Origin of the sequence: Streptomyces sp. NPDC093510, from assembly GCF_040683555.1 — a bacterium.
Taxonomy (GTDB): domain Bacteria; phylum Actinomycetota; class Actinomycetes; order Streptomycetales; family Streptomycetaceae; genus Streptomyces.
In genome coordinates, this window is record NZ_JBFBEE010000001.1 from 463,470 (window position 1) to 481,476 (window position 18,007).

Below are 18,007 nucleotides of genomic sequence, written 5' to 3' on the forward strand. Positions count from 1 at the left end.
GTGGGGATCAAGTGGCGGAACTGGGCGCTGCCGATGGTGGCGTCGGCACTGCTGGCGACCGGCTGCGTGGGCACGCAGGGCGCCCAGGAGGAGCCGACCGTCGCGCCGTCCACGGCCGTGGCCGGTTCCGTGGCACGGGTGTGCGCCGAGCCCGCGCGGGGGCCGGCGAAGGCGCCGGCGGGCGCGGTGACGGTCGATCCCGCGGTGGTCGGTGACCTGTCCGCGAAGACCCGGGAGAACCCGCCGGACACCACGTTCTGGCTGCGTCCCGGCAAGCACAGGCTCGAACCGGACCGCCACGCCCAGGTCATCCCGAAGAAGGGCAACCGCTACCTCGGCGCGCCGGGCGCGACGCTCGACGGCCGCAAGACCAACCAGTACGCGTTCGGCGGCGAGGGCCGCGACGTCACCATCCGCCATCTGACCGTGCAGGGTTTCGTCGCGCCGCACGACGAGGGCGTGGTCAACCACGACTCGGCGGACGGCTGGGTGATCGAGCACGCGACGATCCAGTACAACTCCGGTGCCGGGCTGATGGCCGGCGCCGGACAGCGGGTCCGCGCCAGCTGCCTGCGCGGCAACGGCCAGTACGGCATGAACGCGTACAAGGGCACAGGGCCCCTCCGCGACCTGGTGATCGAGGGCAACGAGATCGTCGGCAACAACACCGGCGACTGGGAGCGGAAGCGGAAGGGCTGCGGCTGCACCGGGGGCGTCAAGTTCTGGGCCGTCGACGGAGCGGACATACGCGGCAACTGGGTGCACGACAACCGTGGCACCGGGCTGTGGGCGGACACCAACAACAACGACTTCCGCATCGAGAACAACGTGCTGGAGGCCAACGACGGTGCCGCGCTGATCTATGAGACCAGCTACAACGCGGTCATCCGGAAGAACACGATCCGGCGGAACAACTGGGTCGAGGGCCGCAAGTACGCCGAGCGCGGCGACAACTTCCCGTTCGCGACCGTCTATCTGTCCGAGTCCGGCGGCGAACCACGGATCAAGGCCCGCACGGACAAGATCGAGGTGTACCGGAACGTGCTGGAGAACAACTGGTCCGGGATCACCCTGTGGGAGAACGCCGACCGGTTCTGCAACAGCCCGGCCAACACCTCGTCCGGTGACTGCACGCTGCTGGTGCCCGACACGGACCGCTGCGAGCGGCCCGGCATCGCCACCGCGCCGCTCTATGCCGACTGCCGGTGGAAGACCCAGCGGGTGGACATCCACGCCAACCGCTTCGTGCTGGACAAGTCCGTCGTCAAGTGCACGGTGAAGTGCGACCGCATGGCGGTCCTCGCCAACTACGGCACCTACCCGAAGTGGTCGCCGTACAAGGGCGAACGGGTCGCCGAGGCGATCACCCGCAAGCAGCACAACCGCTGGCACGACAACGTCTACGTCGGGGCCTGGAAGTTCGTCGTCCACGACCCGAGCCGGGTGCTCGACTTCGGACGGTGGCAGGGCACGCCCTACCAGCAGGACACGGGCAGCACCCTCGACACACGGGCCGGGGGCTGAGATGAGCGAAGTCCTGCGGCACGGCGGACTGCCGGGCGGAGCGGACGCGGCGGGCACGCGGCCCGGCGCCGAACCGCGCACCGGCACACCCAAGTTGGTCGGCACCGTGTGGAGGCTGCTGATCCTCAACACGCTCGGCTCCGCCGGGGCGGAGACGATCATCCCGCTGCCCCGCTCCCTCATCCAGCTCGTCACCATGGGCGCGCTGGTCGCCGCGTTCACGCTGGCGCTCGCGCTCAATCTCCGGCTGCGCATCAGGGCCAGCGCCTACGTGCTCCTGCTCACCCTGCTCCTTGTGCCGAGCCTCATCTCCAGCCTGCAACTGGAGTCCGGGTTCGGCGCGCTGTTCCGCTGCACCCGGCTGGCGCTCTTCATCGGCACGCTGTGGCTGCTCAGCCGCTGGTGGGACGGCGGCCTGACGTTCGTACGGCACCACATCCGGATGTACTTCGCGGTGCTCGGGTCGGTCGCCGCCGGCGCGGTCGTCTCACCGGGCGCCGCCATGCCCGACCTCTACGGCGGGCGCCTCGTCGGCGCGTTGTGGCCGCTCACCCCGCCGCAGATCGGGCAGTACGCAGCGGTGATCATCGGGCTCACCGTGCTGCTCGTGATGGGCCGCAGGACCGACAGGGCGAGCGCCGTGGTCATCATCGTGCCCTCGCTCGTCCTGCTCGCGCTGACCCACACCCGTACGGCCACGCTCGGCCTGCTCATCGGCCTCGCGGTGGCGATCGGTTCGCTCGTCCTGACCAGTGCCGCCGCCCGCCGCTTCTTCACCTGGGCGGTGGTGATCGCCGCGGTGGCCGCGGTGGGGTTCGCCTCCGCGCTGCGGGCGTGGTTCCTGCGCGGCCAGAGCGAGGAGAACCTCACCAGCCTCACCGGCCGGGCGAAGGTCTGGGACGCGCTGCTCGCGGCGCCCAGGTCGACCTCGGAGAAGTTGTTCGGCATGGGCCTGGGTGACAAGTCGTTCGGCGGGCTGCCGATAGACAACAGCTGGCTGGCCGTCTACCACGAACAGGGCTGGACCGGCATCACCCTGGTGGCGGCGATCATCGTCGTCCTGGCCGGCGTCGCGCTGCTGCGGCCGCCGTCGCTGGCGAGGGCCTGCGCGATCTTCCTGATCACCTACTGCGCGATCGCGTCGTACACCGAGGCCGGTCTCGGCGACGCCTCGCCGTACCTGCTGCATCTGGCCGTGGCCGCCACGCTCCTCGCGTCACCCGCCGCGGCCGCGGCCCCCACGGCTCCCGCGGTTCCCCGACGGCGCGTCCCGCGCTGGGCCAAGGACAGGAGGTGACCCCGGACATGCACGTCCTCGTGGTGCACAACCGCTACGCCTCGGCGCAGCCGAGCGGGGAGAACAACGTCGTCGACCAGGAGGTGGAGCTGCTCCGGGCGGCCGGCCACCGGGTCGGGATGTTCGAGCGGCGCAGCGACGACATCGCCGCCATGTCGCTGCCCGCCAAGGCCCGGGTGCCGCTGCTCGTGCCGTGGAACCGGGCGGTCCGCTCGGAGCTCGCCGCCCGGCTCCGCGCCGAGCGGCCGGACGTGGTGCACGTCCACAACGTCTTCCCGCTCCTGTCCCCCGCGGTCCTCGCCGCCTGCGCCGACGCCGGCGTGCCCGCCGTCGCCACGCTGCACAACTACACCCAGGTGTGCCCGCCCGGCACCCTGCAGCGGGACGGTCTGCCGTGCACCGAGTGCGTCGGGCGGGCTCCGCTGCCCGCCGTCCGGCACGGCTGCTACCGCGGCTCGCGGCTCGCGACGGTGCCGCTCGCGCTCAGCCTTTCGGTGAACCGGCGGCGGTGGTGGTCGGGCGTGGAGCGGTTCTTCTGCATCTCCGCGGCGCAGCGCGACGTCCTGGTGCGGTCCGGCATGCCGGCCGAACGCCTCACGGTGAAGCACAACTTCGTGCCCGAACCGGACGCCCGCCGCTCGGGCGCCGGCGAGCACCTGCTGTTCCTCGGCCGGCTCGCGGAGGCCAAGGGTGTACGGCTGCTCATGGCCGCGTGGGACGAGATCGCCGCGGACGGCGGGGTCGGCGTGCCGCTCGTGCTCGCCGGGGCGGGGCCGCTGGAGCCGGAGGTGACCGCCTGGGCGGCGGGCCGGGACGACGTGCGGTACGTCGGCCTGTACGACCCCGCGCAGTGCCGTCAGGCCATCGCGCGCTCGGTGGCCGTGGTGGCTCCTTCGACGTGGATGGAGGCGTTCGGTCTGGTGGTCGCGGAGGCGATGGCGGCGGGGGTTCCGACCGTCGCCGCCGGTCACGGCGCCTTCGTCGAACTCGTCGAGGACGGGGTGACCGGGCTGTTGCACCAGCCGGGCGACTCCGCCTCGCTCGCGTCCAGCCTGCGCCGGATCACGGCCGGGCCGGAGCGCAACCAGGAGATGGGCCGGGCGGCCCGGCGCCGGTACGAGCAGGGGTTCAGCCCGGCCGTCGGCCTCGAACGCCTGGTGGAGGGGTACCGCACCGCGATCGCGGGTCGGTCGGAATTATTGGGGGGCAACACATGACACGATGCCGACTCTGCGGATCGGCGGCGCTGGAGAGCGTCGTCGATCTCGGGGCGACACCGCCGTGCGAGAGTTTTCTCGCCGCGGACCAACTGGACGAGCCGGAGCCCGCGTACCCGCTGCACCTGCGGGTCTGCACCGAGTGCTGGCTCGCGCAGATACCGCCGCTGATCACGCCGGAGGACACGTTCAGCGAGTACGCGTACTTCTCCTCCTTCTCGACCTCGTGGGTGGAGCACGCGCGCACGTTCGTCGACGGTGCAGTGCGGCGCCTCGGTCTCGGCTCCGACGCCTTCGTGGTCGAGGTCGCGAGCAACGACGGGTACCTGCTGCGGCACCTGGTGGACCGCGACGTCCGCTGCCTCGGCGTCGAGCCGTCGGTGAACGTCGGCGCGGCGGCGCGGGAGGCGGGTGTGCCCACGCTCACCGCGTTCCTGAGCCCGGACACCGGCTCGGCCGTCCGCGCCGAACACGGCCCTGCGGACCTGGTCGTGGCCAACAACGTGTACGCGCACATCCCCGACGTGGTCGGGTTCACCCAGGGGCTGCGGGCGCTGGTCGCCGACGACGGCTGGGTCTCCATCGAGGTGCAGCACCTGCTGACCCTGATCGAGGAGAACCAGTACGACACGATCTACCACGAGCACTTCCAGTACTACACGGTCGCGTCCGCGGCCCGTGCGCTCGCGAGCGGCGGACTGACGCTCGTGGACGTCGAGTTGCTGCCCACGCACGGCGGCTCCATCCGGCTGTGGGCCCGCCCCGCCGAGGTGGCGGGCGAGCCGTCCCGGCAGGTGGCCGAGGTCCTCGACCGGGAGAAGGCCGCCGGCCTCCAGGACCTGTCCGGGTACACCGAGTTCTCCTCCCGGGTGGCCAAGGTGCGCCGCGACCTCCTGAAGTTCCTCGTCGAGGCGGCCGAGCGCGGCGAGACGGTCGTCGGCTACGGCGCCCCCGGCAAGGGCAACACCCTGCTCAACCACTGCGGCATCCGGCCCGACCTGCTCCCGTACACGGTCGACCGCAACCCGTACAAGCACGGCAGGTTCACCCCTGGCACCCGCATCCCGATCCTGGCGCCCGAGCAGATCGCCGCCGACCGGCCGGACTACGTCCTCGTCCTCCCGTGGAACCTGCGGGCCGAACTGGCCGAGCAGCTGTCGTACGTGCACGAGTGGGGCGGCCGCCTCGTCTTTCCCATCCCGGAACTGAGCATCGTCGAGGCCGCGTCGTCGAAAGAGGTCACAGCATGAAGGTCGTTCTGTTCTGCGGCGGCTACGGGATGCGGATGCGCGACGGTGCCGGGGACGACGTGCCCAAGCCGATGGCGATGGTCGGCCCGCGCCCGCTGATCTGGCATGTCATGCGCTACTACGCGCACTTCGGGCACAAGGAGTTCATCCTGTGCCTCGGGTACGGCGCCCACCACATCAAGAACTTCTTCCTCAACTACGAGGAGACGACGTCCAACGACTTCGTGCTGAGGGGCGGGCGGACCGAACTGCTCTCCACCGACATCGCCGACTGGACGATCACGTTCGCGCAGACCGGCATCGAGTCGCCGATCGGGGAACGCCTTCGCCGGGTGCGGCACCACCTGGACGGCGACGAGATGTTCCTCGCCAACTACGCCGACGTGCTCACCGACGCCCCGCTGCCGCGGATGATCGACCAGTTCTCCCGGCGTGACGCCGGCGCGTCGATGATGGTGGTGCCGCCGCAGTCCTCGTTCCACTGCGTGGACCTGGGCGAGGACGGCCTGGTGGGGGGCATCACCGCGGTGAGCGAACTGCCGCTGTGGGAGAACGGCGGCTACTTCGTGCTCCGCCAGGAGGTCTTCGACCACATACCGGAGAACGGGGACCTGGTCGCCGACGGCTGCGCCCAACTGGCCAAGCGGGGGCGGACGGTGGCGTACCAGCACCGCGGCTTCTGGAAGCCGACCGACACCGTCAAGGAGCGGGCCGCGCTCGACGACGCCTACACCAGGGGCGACCGCCCGTGGGCCGTGTGGGAGCACGACACCGCCGGAGCGCGGGCGTGATCCGGCTCGGGGCCGGGCGCCTGGACCGGCTCGTCGCGGTGGGCGCGCACTGCGACGACATCGCCATCGGCGCCGGCGGCACGCTCCTCGCGCTGTGCCTCGCGCGCCCGGGTGTCCGCGTCGACGCGCTGGTGCTCTCCGGCGGCGGCAGTGAGCGGGAGCAGGAGGAGCGGGCCGCGCTCGCCGCCTTCTGCCCCGGCGCCGACCTGCGCCTGACCGTGCTCAAGCTGCCGGACGGCCGGATGCCCGTGCACTGGGACGAGGCCAAGGCCGCCGTCGAGGAGCTGCGGGGGCAGACCGATCCGGACCTGGTGCTCGCACCGCGCACCGACGACGCGCACCAGGACCACCGCGGTCTCGCCCAGTTGATCCCCACCGCGTTCCGCGACCACCTCGTGCTCGGCTACGAGATCGTCAAGTGGGACGGCGATCTCGGCCGCATGGCGGCGTACCAGCCGCTGTCGCCCGAGGTCGCCGAACAGAAGGTGCGGCTGCTGCAGGAGCACTACCCCTCGCAGCGGCACCGCCCCTGGTACGACCGCGAGGCCTTCCTCGGCCTCGCCCGCATCCGCGGCATCGAATGTCACGCGCGCTACGCCGAGGCGTTCGCCGTCACCAAACTCACGCTCGACCTGAGCACTTCCACTGTGGGGGAATGAACCTTGCGCGTACTGCTGACCGGACACCAGGGCTATCTGGGCACCGTGATGGCCCCTGTCCTCGCGGCCGCCGGACACGAGGTCGTCGGGCTCGACGCCGGCCTGTTCGCCGACTGCGTGCTCGGCCCGCCGCCCGCGGACCCGCCGGGACACCGGGTGGACCTGCGCGACGTCACGGCCGAACACGTGGCGGGGGTGGACGCCGTGATCCACCTGGCCGCGCTCTCCAACGACCCCCTGGGATCGCTGGCGCCGGAGCTCACCTACGACATCAACCACCACGCGTCCGTGCGCCTCGCGCGGCTGGCCCGCGAGGCGGGGGTGCGGCGCTTCCTGTACGCGTCGACCTGCTCCGTCTACGGCGCCTCCGGCGACCCCGACCTGTCGAACCTGGTCACCGAGGACGCCCCGCTGCGCCCGGTGACGCCGTACGCGGAGTCCAAGGTGCGGGTGGAGGACGACCTGCACGCGCTGGCCGACGGCGACTTCAGCCCGGTGTACATGCGCAACGCCACCGCCTTCGGCTACTCGCCCCGGCTGCGCGCCGACATCGTGCTGAACAACCTGGTGGGCCACGCGCTCCTGTCCGGCGAGGTCCTCGTGATGTCCGACGGCACGCCCTGGCGCCCGCTGGTGCACGCCGCCGACATCGCACGGGCCTTCACCGCCGCGCTGAGCGCGCCGCGCGAGTCGGTGCACGACCGGGCGTTCAACATCGGCAGCGAGACCAACAACGTCACGGTCGCCGAGATCGCCGGGCAGGTCGCCGAGGCGGTGTCCGGCTCGAAGGTGGTGATCACCGGGGAGACGGGGGCCGACCCGCGGTCGTACCGGGTGGACTTCTCCCGGTTCCGCGCCGCGGCGGAGGGCTTCGACTGCGAGTGGACGGTGAAGCAGGGAGCGCTCGAACTCGCCGGGGCCTACCGGAAGTTCGGGCTCACGCGGGAGGGCTTCGAGCAACGCTTCACCCGCCTCGCCGTGCTGCGCGCGGCGTCCGAGGCCGACACCGTCGACGACACCCTGCGGTGGCGCCGGTGACCACGCTCGGCGAGCAGATGCACGCGCTGGTGGAGCGGCTGTACCCGCTGTGCCGGAGCATCACGGGCGACGGCGTGCGCGCCACCCTGAAGATCGTCGACGAGTACGTCCCGTTGCGGATGCACGAGGTGCCGACCGGGACGCAGGTGCTCGACTGGACGGTGCCGCAGGAGTGGAACATCCGCGACGCGTACATCGCCGACGCCGCCGGCAACCGGGTCGTCGACTTCGCCGCGTCCAGCCTGCACGTGCTCGGCTACAGCGTGCCGGTGTCGGCGACGATGCCGCTGGCCGAACTGCGCGGACATCTGCACACCCTGCCGGACCACCCGGCCTGGGTGCCGTACCGCACCAGCTACTACAAGCCGGAGTGGGGATTCTGCCTGTCGCAGGAGGCCCTGGACGCGCTGCCCGACGGGGAGTACGAGGTGTGCGTCGACTCCACGCTCGCCGACGGCCACCTCACCTACGCCGAGCACGTCGTCCCGGGGCAGATCCCCGACGAGGTGATCGTCTCCTGTCACGTCTGCCACCCGTCGCTGGCCAACGACAACCTGGCCGGCATCGCGGTGGCGACGTTCCTGGCGCGGGCGCTGGCGGAGACGACGCCGTACTACACGTACCGGTTCATCTTCGCGCCCGGCACCATCGGGGCGATCACTTGGCTGGCCCGCAACGCGGAGCGGATCGAGCAGGTGAAGCACGGGCTCGTGCTGGCCTGCGCCGGGGACCGGGGCCAACTGACGTACAAGCAGAGCAGGCGCGGCGACGCGGAGATCGACCGGGTGATGCGGCACGTCCTCGCCTCCTCCGAACGCCCGCACCAGGTGAAGGAGTTCACCCCGTACGGCTACGACGAGAGGCAGTTCTGCTCCCCCGGGTTCGACCTCGGCGTGGGCTCGCTCAGCCGGACCCCGTACGCCGGCTACCCCGAGTACCACACCTCGGCGGACAACCCGGACTTCGTCTCCCCGGAGGCGATGGCGGACACGCTCGCCGTCTGCCGGGAGGCGTCCGCCGTCCTCGACAGGAACCGGCGGTACGTCAACCTCAGCCCCTACGGCGAACCGCAGCTGGGACGGCGCGGGCTGTACGACGCGCTCGGCGGCCGCAGCGACACCAAGGAGGCCCAGCTGGCCATGCTCTGGGTGCTCAACCTGTCCGACGGCGAGCACAGTCTGCTGGACGTCGCCGAGCGGTCCGGGCTGCCGTTCGACACCGTGGCCGTCGCGGCCGACGCCCTGCACGGCGCCGGGCTGCTCAAGGCGTGAAGCCGATGACCACCGAGGGGGAGAAACCGCGGACGACGCAGCGGTCTGCCGGGTCCGCCCGGCGGGCCCTCGTCGGCCGGCTGTCCTGGGGACTCGCCGACCAGGCGGCCTCCAGCATGACCAACTTCGCGGTGGGCATCTACGTGGCACGCTCGCTGGGAGTGACCGCCTTCGGCGTGTTCAGCCTGGCCTGGGTGACGTACGGCGTGGTGCTCAGCGTCTCCCGCGGCCTGGCCACCGACCCGCTCGTGGTCCGCTTCAGCGGCGTGCCGGACGCTTCCTGGCGCGGGGCGGTGGTCCGCTCGTCGGGCACCGCGCTCGGCGTCGGCACCGCCATCGGCGCGGCGTGCCTGGTGACCGGGCTCGCCCTCGGCGGCCGGGTGGGGCCCGCGTTCGCCTGCCTCGGCGTCATGCTGCCGGGGCTGCTGCTGCAGGACGCCTGGCGGTACGCGTTCTTCGCCGCCGGCGCCGGACGGAAGGCGTTCGTCAACGACCTCGTGTGGGGCGTCGCGCTCATCCCCGCCATGGTGGTGGCGGCCCGCGCCGGCAACGTGGCCGCCTTCGTGCTCGCCTGGGGCGCGTCCGCAGCCGTGGCCGCGGCGTACGGCTGCCTCCAGTCCGGCCTCCGGCCCCGGATGACCGGAGCGCGCGCGTGGCTGCGCGAGCAGCGCGACCTCAGCTACCGCTATCTCGTCGAGAACGTCGGCGTCAGCGGCGCGAGCCAGCTGCGGGCCTACGGGCTCGGCGCGATCGTCGGGATCGGCGCGGTGGGCGCAATCCGGGGCGCCGAACTCCTGCTCGGCCCGTTCCTCGCCGTGCTGATGGGACTCTCCCTGGTCACCGTCGCGGAAGCGGCACGGGTGCTGCGGCGGTCCCCGCACCGGCTCGCCAAGTTCTGCCTCCTGCTCGGCGCGGGGCAGGCCGTCGCCGCGCTGCTCTGGGGCTCGGCGCTGCTCCTCGTGCCGGACCGGCTCGGCGAGCTCGTGCTCGGCGGGGTCTGGCACTCCGCGTCACAGCTCATCGTGCCGGCCACGCTCGGCGTCGCGGGCGCCGGCCTCGGCACCGGCGCGGCCGCCGGGCTCCGCGCCCTCGCCGCGGCCCGCCGCAGCCTGCGCTGCCAGCTGTTCGCCTCCGCCTGCTACGTCGGCGGCGGGCTCGGCGGGGCGGCCGTGGCCGGCACGGCCGGCTCCGCCTGGGGCGTCGCCGCCGCGACGGCGGTCAGCTCGGCCGTGTGGTGGCTGCAGCTGCGGACCGCCCTGCGCGAGCGCCACCACCATTCCACCCCCGAAGTGAGGACCTCATGACCGCGCACCCCAGGCTGAGCATCGGCCTGCCCGTTTACAACGGCGAGGAGTACCTCACCGAGGCCCTCGACGCCCTGCTCGGCCAGACCTACGAGGACTTCGAGCTGGTCATCTCCGACAACGCCTCCACCGACGGGACCGAGGACATCTGCCGCCGGTACGCCACGCTGGACCCGCGCATCCGGTACATCCGGCTGACCCGGAACATCGGCGCCGCACCGAACCACAACTACGTGTTCACGCAGTGCCGCGGCGAGCTGTTCAAGTGGGCGTCGCACGACGACCTGTACGCCCGGGACCTGCTGCTGCGCTGCGTGGAGGCGCTGGACGAGCGGCCGGACGTCGTCCTCGCGCACGCCGGCCAAGCGGTCATCGACGGCGAAGGACAGGTGAAGGTCCCGTACGACTACACGCTCGCCACCGACTCGCCCCGCGCGCCGGAGCGCTTCCGCAGCCTGCTGTTCGAGCCCGGCGGCGACGACTTCTACGGGGTGCTGCGGGCCGACGTGCTGCGCCGGGTGAAACCGCACGACAGCTACCACCACGCGGACCGCACGTTCGTCGCCGAGATCACCCTGCACGGGCCCTTCCACCAGGTGCCCGAGCTGCTGTACTTCCGCCGCGACCACCCCACCCGCGCCGAGCGGGCGAACCCCTCCAAGCGCTCCCGGTGCGTCAACCTGGACCCGCGCCGGGCGGGCCCGCTGCACCCGACGCCCCGGCTGCTCGCCGAGTACGTCTGGGGTTTCGTCTCGGCGATCCGACGGGCGCCGCTGTCCGCGGCCGACCGGCGCGCGTGCCACCGCCACCTGGCCGCGTGGCTGACCAGCCGGGTCCGGCCGGGCGCCGGCGAGCGGGTCGAGGACCGGGCCCCGGTCGACCCTGACCGGCTCACCGTCTCCGTAGACGCCCTCGTCGCGGGCCGTGAGGGCCGTACGGGGAGCCAGGGGTGAACGGGAAGGCAGGCGTGAACGGGAAGGCAGGCGGGAAACGCGCCCGCGTCGGGGTGTTCGGCCTGCTCGGCTCCGGCAACCTCGGCAACGACGGATCACTGGAGGCCGTGCTCGGGTACCTCCGCGCCGAGCACCCGGACGCGGCCGTGGACGCGCTGTGCGGCGGCCCCGAGGTCGTGTCGGCCCGGTACAGCGTTCCGGCGACGCGGCTGCACTGGTACCGCGGGGAGTACCGGACCGCGTCCCGCGCGGGCGCGATCGCGGCGAAGGGCGCGGGCAAACTCGTCGACGCCTTCCGCACCGCGGCCTGGGTGCGCAGGCACGACGTGGTGATCGTGCCCGGCATGGGCGTCCTGGAGGCCACGCTGCCGCTGCGGCCGTGGGGTTTCCCTTACTCGCTGTTCCTGCTCTGCGCGTCCGGCCGGCTGTTCGGCACCCGGGTCGCGCTGGTCGGCGTCGGCGCGGCGGCGATCGGCAGCCGGCCGACCCGGACCCTGGTGCGCTGGTCGGCGCGGCTCGCCACGTACCGCTCGTACAGGGACGACCTGTCCCGCGACGCGATGCGGGCGATGGGCGTGGACACCACGCGCGACGAGGTCTACCCGGATCTCGCCTTCGCCCTGCCGACACCACAGGCGGGCGCGCCTTCGGATTCGCCGGGTCCTGTCTGCGTCGGCGTCATGGCCTTCCACGGCGGCAACGACGACCGCGCGCGGGCCGAGGAAATCCACCGGCGCTACCTCGACGGGACGATCCGGTTCGTGCGCGCGCTGGTCGAGGACGGCAGGCCGGTCCGGCTCCTCACCGGCGACGAGTGCGACGCGCCGGTGGTCGACGCGATCCTCGACGCGGTGGACTCGCCACTGGTCACCGCCGCCGAGGCGGCCTCGCTCGCCGACCTGATGAAGGAGACGGCGGCCGCCGACAGCGTGGTGGCGACCCGGTACCACAACCTGGTCTGCGCGCTGAAGTCCGGAACGCCGACGCTCGCCCTCAGCTACGCGGCGAAGAGCGACGCCCTCATGGACCGCATGGGCCTCGCCGCGTACCGCCACCCGGCCCGCGAGGTCGACGCCGACCGGCTGCTCGAACAGTTCCGGGAACTGGAGCGGCGATCGGCGGAGCTACGACAGATCCTCACCGAACGGAACGCGGCCGCCGCCCGTGAACTGGCCGATCAGTTCGCGGCGTTGACCGAGGCCCTGTTCCCCTCGCCCGCCGGCACCCACACTCACACCCACAGTCACAGTCACTGTCACAGTCACACCAGAACCGACCCCCACACCCACCCGCACCTTCAGCAGGAGACTCCATGAGAGCGACCGAAGTCCCGGAGATCTCCGGCGCGTACCTCTTCGAGCCGACGCCGTACGCCGACGAGCGCGGCTTCTTCTGCCGCACCTTCGACGCCGACGTGGTCCGCTCGGTGGGCCTCGACCCGGACGCCTTCGTCCAGGACAGCCTGTCCCGCTCGGTCCGTGGCGTGCTGCGCGGCCTGCACCTGCGCTCCGGCGCCGGCGAGGCCAAGCTCGTGCGCTGCTCGTACGGGAAGATCTTCGACGTCGTCGTGGACCTGCGGCCCGACTCACCGACGTACCGCAACCGCGCCTTCTTCGAGCTGTCCGACGAGACGCAGCTGACCCTGTACATCCCGGCGGGGTGCGCGCACGGCTTCCAGGCGCTCACCGCGACCGCCGACACCTCGTACCGGATCGACCGCCCGCACGATCCGGCCGAGGACGTGACGATCGCCTTCGACGACCCGGAACTCGCCATTCCATGGCCGCTGCCGGCCACCTCGATGTCGCAGCGGGACCGCGAGGCACCCAGCCTGGCCGACGTCCTGAAGCACAACTCCTGAAGCAGAGAGCGAGCTGAACCCACCGTGGACAACGAAGAGTTCTCCCTGCCCCGGTCGCGAGCGGCGAACGAGCGGCTGCACGCCATGGTCCCCGGGGGCGCGCACACCTACGCCAAGGGCGACGACCAGTACCCCGAGAACCTGGCCCCGGTCATCAGCCACGGCCAGGGCGCCCACGTGTGGGACATCGACGGCAACCGCTACATCGAGTACGGCTCGGGGCTGCGGTCGGTCAGCCTCGGCCACGCCCACCCGCGCGTGATCGAGGCGGTGCGCCGCGAACTCGACCGCGGCAGCAACTTCGTCCGGCCCTCCATCATGGAGGTCGAGGCCGCGGAACGCTTCCTGGCCACCGTGCCGACGGCCGAGATGGTGAAGTTCGCGAAGAACGGCTCCGACGCCACCACCGCGGCGGTACGACTGGCCCGCGCCGTCACGGGCCGCCCGCGGGCGGCCATCTGCGGCGACCACCCGTTCTTCTCCACCGACGACTGGTTCATCGGCACCACACCGATGCCCGCCGGAATCCCGGCGGAGACCACCGACCTCACCCTGACGTTCCCCTACGGAGACCTGGCCGCCACGGAGGAACTGCTCACCCGGCACCAGGGCGAGGTCGCCTGCCTGATCCTCGAACCCGCCACCCACACCGAACCCCCGCCCGGCTACCTCACCGGCCTGCGCGAGCTGGCGGACCGGCACGGCTGCGTCCTGGTCTTCGACGAGATGATCACCGGCTTCCGCTGGTCCGAGGCGGGCGCGCAGGGTCTGTACGGCGTCGTCCCCGACCTCTCCACCTTCGGCAAGGCGCTGGGCAACGGATTCGCCGTCTCCGCGCTGGCGGGACGCCGCGAGCTGATGGAGCGCGGCGGACTGCGCCACTCCGGCGACCGGGTGTTCCTGCTGTCGACCACACACGGAGCGGAAACGCACTCGCTGGCGGCCGCGATGGCCGTCCAGACCACCTACACCGAAGAGGGCATCACCGCTCAACTCCACTCCCTGGGCGAGCGGTTGGCCGCCGGGGTGCGCGAGGCGGCGGCCGGCATGGGTGTGGGCGACCACATCACCGTCCGGGGCCGGGCGAGCAACCTGGTCTTCGCCACCCTCGACGGGAACGGTCAGCCGTCACAGCGGTACCGCACCCTGTTCCTGCGCCGACTCCTCGCGGCCGGGGTCCTGGCCCCGTCGTTCGTCGTGAGCAGCGCACTCAGCGACGCCGACATCGACCACACCGTCGACGCGGTGGCCCAGGCGTGCGCGGTGTACCGGAAGGCGCTGGACGCGGGGGACCCCACGCCTTGGCTGGAGGGCCGCCCGGTGAAGCCGGTGTTCCGCCGCTTGGCCTGACGTGACGTGACGCTACGTCAGGGAGTTTGCCGTCGACCGGTGTCGGCGACCCGGTCGACGCACCACGCGGTCACCGGCACCACCGCGAGCGCGGTGCACCAGCCGCCGAGGACATCGGTCGGGTAGTGCGCGCCCAGGGCGACCTGGGCCCAGCCCATGGCGGCGCCGGCGACCAGCGCCGCGCCGAGCACGAGCAGCGCGCCGCCCGCCCTGCCGAGGCCGAGCCGCCCGACCACGAGGAGCGCGAACACGAGGGCGAGAGCGGTGACGAAGGCGGTGTGCCCGCTCGGGTAGGACAGATTGCCGTCACCGTGGATCGTGCGCCCCACCAGGTGCTTGAGCAGCCGCGCAACCCCCACGGTGACGCCGGCCCCGGCGACGACGAGCACCGCGGCGCGGGTTCTCCGAAGCAGCAGGCAGCCCGTCACGGCGACCACGACCAGCACGGCCGCGCCGATGGGCTCGCCCAGAAAGTCCGTGGCCAGAGCGACGCGCCGCCACGGCGGCCGCACACTGTCCGCCGTCGGGTCGATGACCCACCTGTCCGCGGTGCCGGGCTCGCCGTGCCCGGCGTACAGCATCCCGATCCCGGCGACCACCAGCACGGCGATCCCGGCGACGACGCCGAGCCACGCGCGCAGGACCTGCGGCAACACCGCGGGCACCACCCGCCGGCCGCCGTCGGCGACACCCTCGACTGCGTCCACCATGGGCCCCCCGCGCTCCGGTCGCAGGCCACTCTCCACGCACCTGTGCCCGGGGTGACATACCGATCACTGTTCGCGCAGGCTACCCGCGCCCCACCCCATCCAGAACATCACTTTCAGCCAGCGACCGCCGCGCCTCGGCCAGTGCGACGACGTGGACGAACCACTCCAGCACGGCGCTGATCTCCTCCGCGTGCTCCGCGAAGACCTCCAGCGGGAAGGAGGGGCGCAGGTCCAGTTTCGCCTCGGCCAGCTCGACACCGTCGATCTTGTTCAGACGGTGCATCAGCTCGCGTCGCATCGGTTCGTCGTCGAAGGGCGGACGACGCTTCAGGTACTGGAAGACCACCTCGGCCACACCGCTCACGGGGTAGAGCGTGATCGGCCACAGGACGCGCGGGCGCGGTTCGCCGTCCACTTGGATCGCCGGATAGCAGCTGGTCTCGCTCGCCTTGCCGTAATCGCGGTGGCCGCCCAGGTCCTCCCAGGCGGACAGCACGGCGCGTATGCCCTGGACGGTCTCCGGCGTCTGGTTGTCGCTCAGCTGGGCCTCGAAGCGTGCGGCGGCCGGCAGCTGTTCGTAGCCCGGGGAGGGGGAGGCGGAGGGCACGGTGAGGTCGTCGGGGTCCTTGCCCAGGAGCGCCGCCAGGTCGGTGGCGGTCAGCCTCTGGGAGCGGTGGGCGCGGCCGGCGTCGTCGAAGGAGACGCCTTCGGCCGCCAACAGGCCACGCGGATCTCCCTTGTCCTGGCCGTCGGGCCAACGGAATCCTTCGGCGACCCGGCCGTCGGCGGTCAGGACCCGGTGCGCCCCGTACACGCCCGGCTTCGACATCAGGTAGTTGCCGACGGCGATGGCGTGCGTCCCGAGGAGAGCGGCGAGTTCGCCGTACGTCGTCCAGGCGCCGGTGGGCATGGCCCGCAGGACCGCGCGCAGCTCCGTCCAGACCGGTGACTCCGCGTCGGCGGGCGCCAGGTCCTCGATCGGGCCCGGCCACAGCACCAGTGCACGGTCCGCCAGTTCGTCGGCGCGGGCGAGGATCTCGGCCCGGCCCCAACGGGTCCGAGCGGCGATCTGCTGGTTCATCCGCAGGGCGCTGGCATCGAGGATCTCCTGCTTGCGGCGGAAGGGGTGGTTGGACAGGCGTGCGTTGTCGGCGGAGAGAGTGAGGTTGCCGAGGGTGTGCACGAGCGTGGCCAGCAGTTCGCCGGGACTCTGGGCGTCCTCGGTCTCCTCGGCGAGCAGGTCGAACCAGTCCTGGGCGGGATTCTGCGGCAGGACGTGCTCCACGGTGAGCCGAGCCCTGCCGTAGTCGACCGGCTCGCTGGCCTCGTAACTCTCCTCCAGCCTGCGCAGCACCTGGAAACGCTGCCCGCTGCGGCCCGACTTGTAGAAGGGCCGGGTGCGGATCGCCTCGCGGACGGTCTCGTCCCGGGGCCAGAGGCGGGGCCCGGCCGTACTGCGCGACAGATGGCTGCGTACGGCTTCGGCCGGCGGAAGGTCCTTGTCCAGCTCCTTGGGGAGCTCCATGAAGACCCGGTTGTTGCCCGTCGTGGACAGCCCGGCGAACAGGCGACGGACCAGGTAACTCTCGGCGTAGGCAAGGGCCTGGGCCGCGTCGGCGGCGGACGCCTGCCCCGCGTCGACCCGGTCCAGGAGGTGGAGGGCCAGCGGGTAGTGGGTCAGGCCGCCCCACCGGGCGAGCCGCTCCAGCGCCAGCCGTAGACCCGGGTCCTGCTCGCGTGCGGGCTCCAGGATGCGCATCAGCCTCTCCGCGCGCTCCGCCAGCGCGGCCACTTCCCGCTCCAGTGCGGCCTCTCCGCCGTTCAGAGCCTCCAGGCGCTTCTTCTGGTCGCGGTAGGTCTCGCTCTGCTTGGCCCGGCTGTTGCCGCTGACCACCAGGTCCAGCCAGACGAGGAGTTCGAGGTTCTCCGGGCCGAGCAGCTCCTGCATGGGCAGCCAGCGGCTGCGGTAGACGGCCTCACCGCGGGTCGGCAGACACATGAAGACGTAGTTGCGCAGGAGGTCGCTCTGGCTGAGTCCGACGCCGGTATTGTTGATCGATTCGAAGATCCGGTAGACGTTGTCGCCCTCCGCCGCGGTGATCGCGACGATGGACAGCTGCCCGCCCAGTACGGTCTCCACCGCCTCGGTCCACTTCTCTCCACCGTTCTCGGTGCCCTCGGCCAGTACGCCGAGGAAGAAGCGGTAGGCGGCCCCGATGTTGCCGGGGCCGCCCGCGCGCGGGGTGCTCTCGACACACGCGGTGAAGGCGTCCCGATCGGCCTGGGTCGGCAGCAGCCGGTAATGCTCGTCGCCCTCGCGGTAGCTGTTGACCAGCAGGAGGTCGTTGATGCGAGCGGCCTTCTTGTCCGCGCCCTGCTCCCGGTGGTGGTCGCGCAGGGCGGTGAAGGCGAGCATCAGAGTGGTGAGCCGCTGCTGCCCGTCGACGACCAGCCAGCGCTGCATCGCACCGGCGGCGACGCCGGTCGGGGCAAGCACCACGGAACCCAGGAAGTGCCCGGTCGTCGCACGACCTTCAAGACGCTCCTCGACCAACTCCATGACATCGTCCCAGAGTTGTTTCAGCTCCGCCTGCTGCCAGCTGTAGGTACGCTGATACAGCGGCACCTGAAACTGCATCTCGCCCTGGACGAGCTTGCTGAACGTGGTCTCCTGAGCGTGCACGCGCGTCCCTCTCCGGCAAGGTCTGACAAGACTGCCTCGTCATCCTCCTCCATCCGGGTACGGTGATCAGGCAAACCGACAGGTTGGCCGACCGGCCGC

At 71.9% G+C, this 18,007-nt stretch carries 15 protein-coding genes; 13 read left to right on the forward strand and 2 right to left on the reverse strand.

All coding sequences use genetic code 11. From position 1 onward, the window contains the following. The 13 genes from AB0N81_RS01880 to AB0N81_RS01940 are packed head-to-tail and all read left to right on the forward strand — an operon-like array spanning nt 1 to nt 14,515. Nucleotides 1–1,524 carry a right-handed parallel beta-helix repeat-containing protein gene (locus tag AB0N81_RS01880; protein ID WP_365354715.1) on the forward strand — a complete coding sequence of 508 codons (1,524 nt, stop codon included), beginning with the start codon at nt 1–3 and terminating at the stop codon, nt 1,522–1,524. A 1-nt stretch (nt 1,525) separates the two neighbouring features. Continuing rightward, nucleotides 1,526–2,821: an O-antigen ligase domain-containing protein gene (locus AB0N81_RS01885; RefSeq protein WP_365354716.1), complete on the forward strand. Its 1,296-nt coding sequence runs from the start codon at nt 1,526–1,528 to the stop codon at nt 2,819–2,821. A gap of 8 nt (nt 2,822–2,829) precedes the next feature. Further along, on the forward strand, nt 2,830–4,038 hold the full coding sequence (locus AB0N81_RS01890) for a glycosyltransferase family 4 protein (RefSeq protein WP_365354846.1): 1,209 nt from the start codon (nt 2,830–2,832) through the stop codon (nt 4,036–4,038). Further along, complete coding sequence (locus tag AB0N81_RS01895) at nt 4,035–5,288, forward strand: class I SAM-dependent methyltransferase (RefSeq protein WP_365354718.1); 1,254 nt, start codon at nt 4,035–4,037, stop codon at nt 5,286–5,288. Before AB0N81_RS01890 ends, AB0N81_RS01895 begins: the two co-directional genes overlap by 4 nt. Beyond that, nucleotides 5,285–6,079, forward strand: coding sequence for a glucose-1-phosphate cytidylyltransferase (locus AB0N81_RS01900; protein ID WP_365354720.1), 795 nt, complete (start codon nt 5,285–5,287; stop codon nt 6,077–6,079). Before AB0N81_RS01895 ends, AB0N81_RS01900 begins: the two co-directional genes overlap by 4 nt. Further along, nucleotides 6,076–6,738 carry a PIG-L deacetylase family protein gene (locus AB0N81_RS01905; protein WP_365354722.1) on the forward strand — a complete coding sequence of 221 codons (663 nt, stop codon included), beginning with the start codon at nt 6,076–6,078 and terminating at the stop codon, nt 6,736–6,738. Before AB0N81_RS01900 ends, AB0N81_RS01905 begins: the two co-directional genes overlap by 4 nt. 3 nt (nt 6,739–6,741) lie before the next feature. Then, entirely contained in the window at nt 6,742–7,776 is a 1,035-nt protein-coding gene (locus AB0N81_RS01910; RefSeq protein WP_365354723.1) for an SDR family oxidoreductase, read from the forward strand. Continuing rightward, nucleotides 7,764–9,047 (forward strand): DUF4910 domain-containing protein, encoded by a 1,284-nt coding sequence (locus tag AB0N81_RS01915; protein ID WP_365354725.1) that lies wholly within the window; start codon nt 7,764–7,766, stop codon nt 9,045–9,047. Before AB0N81_RS01910 ends, AB0N81_RS01915 begins: the two co-directional genes overlap by 13 nt. Nucleotides 9,048–9,052: 5 nt before the next feature. After that, complete coding sequence (locus tag AB0N81_RS01920; protein ID WP_365354726.1) at nt 9,053–10,351, forward strand: hypothetical protein; 1,299 nt, start codon at nt 9,053–9,055, stop codon at nt 10,349–10,351. Beyond that, complete coding sequence (locus AB0N81_RS01925; protein ID WP_365354728.1) at nt 10,348–11,304, forward strand: glycosyltransferase family 2 protein; 957 nt, start codon at nt 10,348–10,350, stop codon at nt 11,302–11,304. Before AB0N81_RS01920 ends, AB0N81_RS01925 begins: the two co-directional genes overlap by 4 nt. 14 nt (nt 11,305–11,318) lie before the next feature. Further along, on the forward strand, nt 11,319–12,620 hold the full coding sequence (locus tag AB0N81_RS01930) for a polysaccharide pyruvyl transferase family protein (RefSeq protein ID WP_365354730.1): 1,302 nt from the start codon (nt 11,319–11,321) through the stop codon (nt 12,618–12,620). After that, nucleotides 12,617–13,165, forward strand: a complete 549-nt coding sequence (gene rfbC / locus AB0N81_RS01935) for a dTDP-4-dehydrorhamnose 3,5-epimerase (RefSeq protein ID WP_365354732.1) — start codon at nt 12,617–12,619, stop codon at nt 13,163–13,165. The genes AB0N81_RS01930 and rfbC overlap by 4 nt, the downstream gene beginning before the upstream one ends. 24 nt (nt 13,166–13,189) lie before the next feature. Next, on the forward strand, nt 13,190–14,515 hold the full coding sequence (locus tag AB0N81_RS01940) for a glutamate-1-semialdehyde 2,1-aminomutase (RefSeq protein WP_365354733.1): 1,326 nt from the start codon (nt 13,190–13,192) through the stop codon (nt 14,513–14,515). A 17-nt stretch (nt 14,516–14,532) separates the two neighbouring features. Here the strand turns inward: AB0N81_RS01940 and AB0N81_RS01945 are convergent, their stop codons facing one another. Then, nucleotides 14,533–15,225, reverse strand: a complete 693-nt coding sequence (locus AB0N81_RS01945; RefSeq protein ID WP_365354734.1) for a phosphatase PAP2 family protein — start codon at nt 15,223–15,225, stop codon at nt 14,533–14,535. A gap of 79 nt (nt 15,226–15,304) precedes the next feature. Continuing rightward, nucleotides 15,305–17,908 (reverse strand): DUF262 domain-containing protein, encoded by a 2,604-nt coding sequence (locus tag AB0N81_RS01950; protein WP_365354736.1) that lies wholly within the window; start codon nt 17,906–17,908, stop codon nt 15,305–15,307. Between the last annotated feature and the right edge of the window lie 99 nt (nt 17,909–18,007).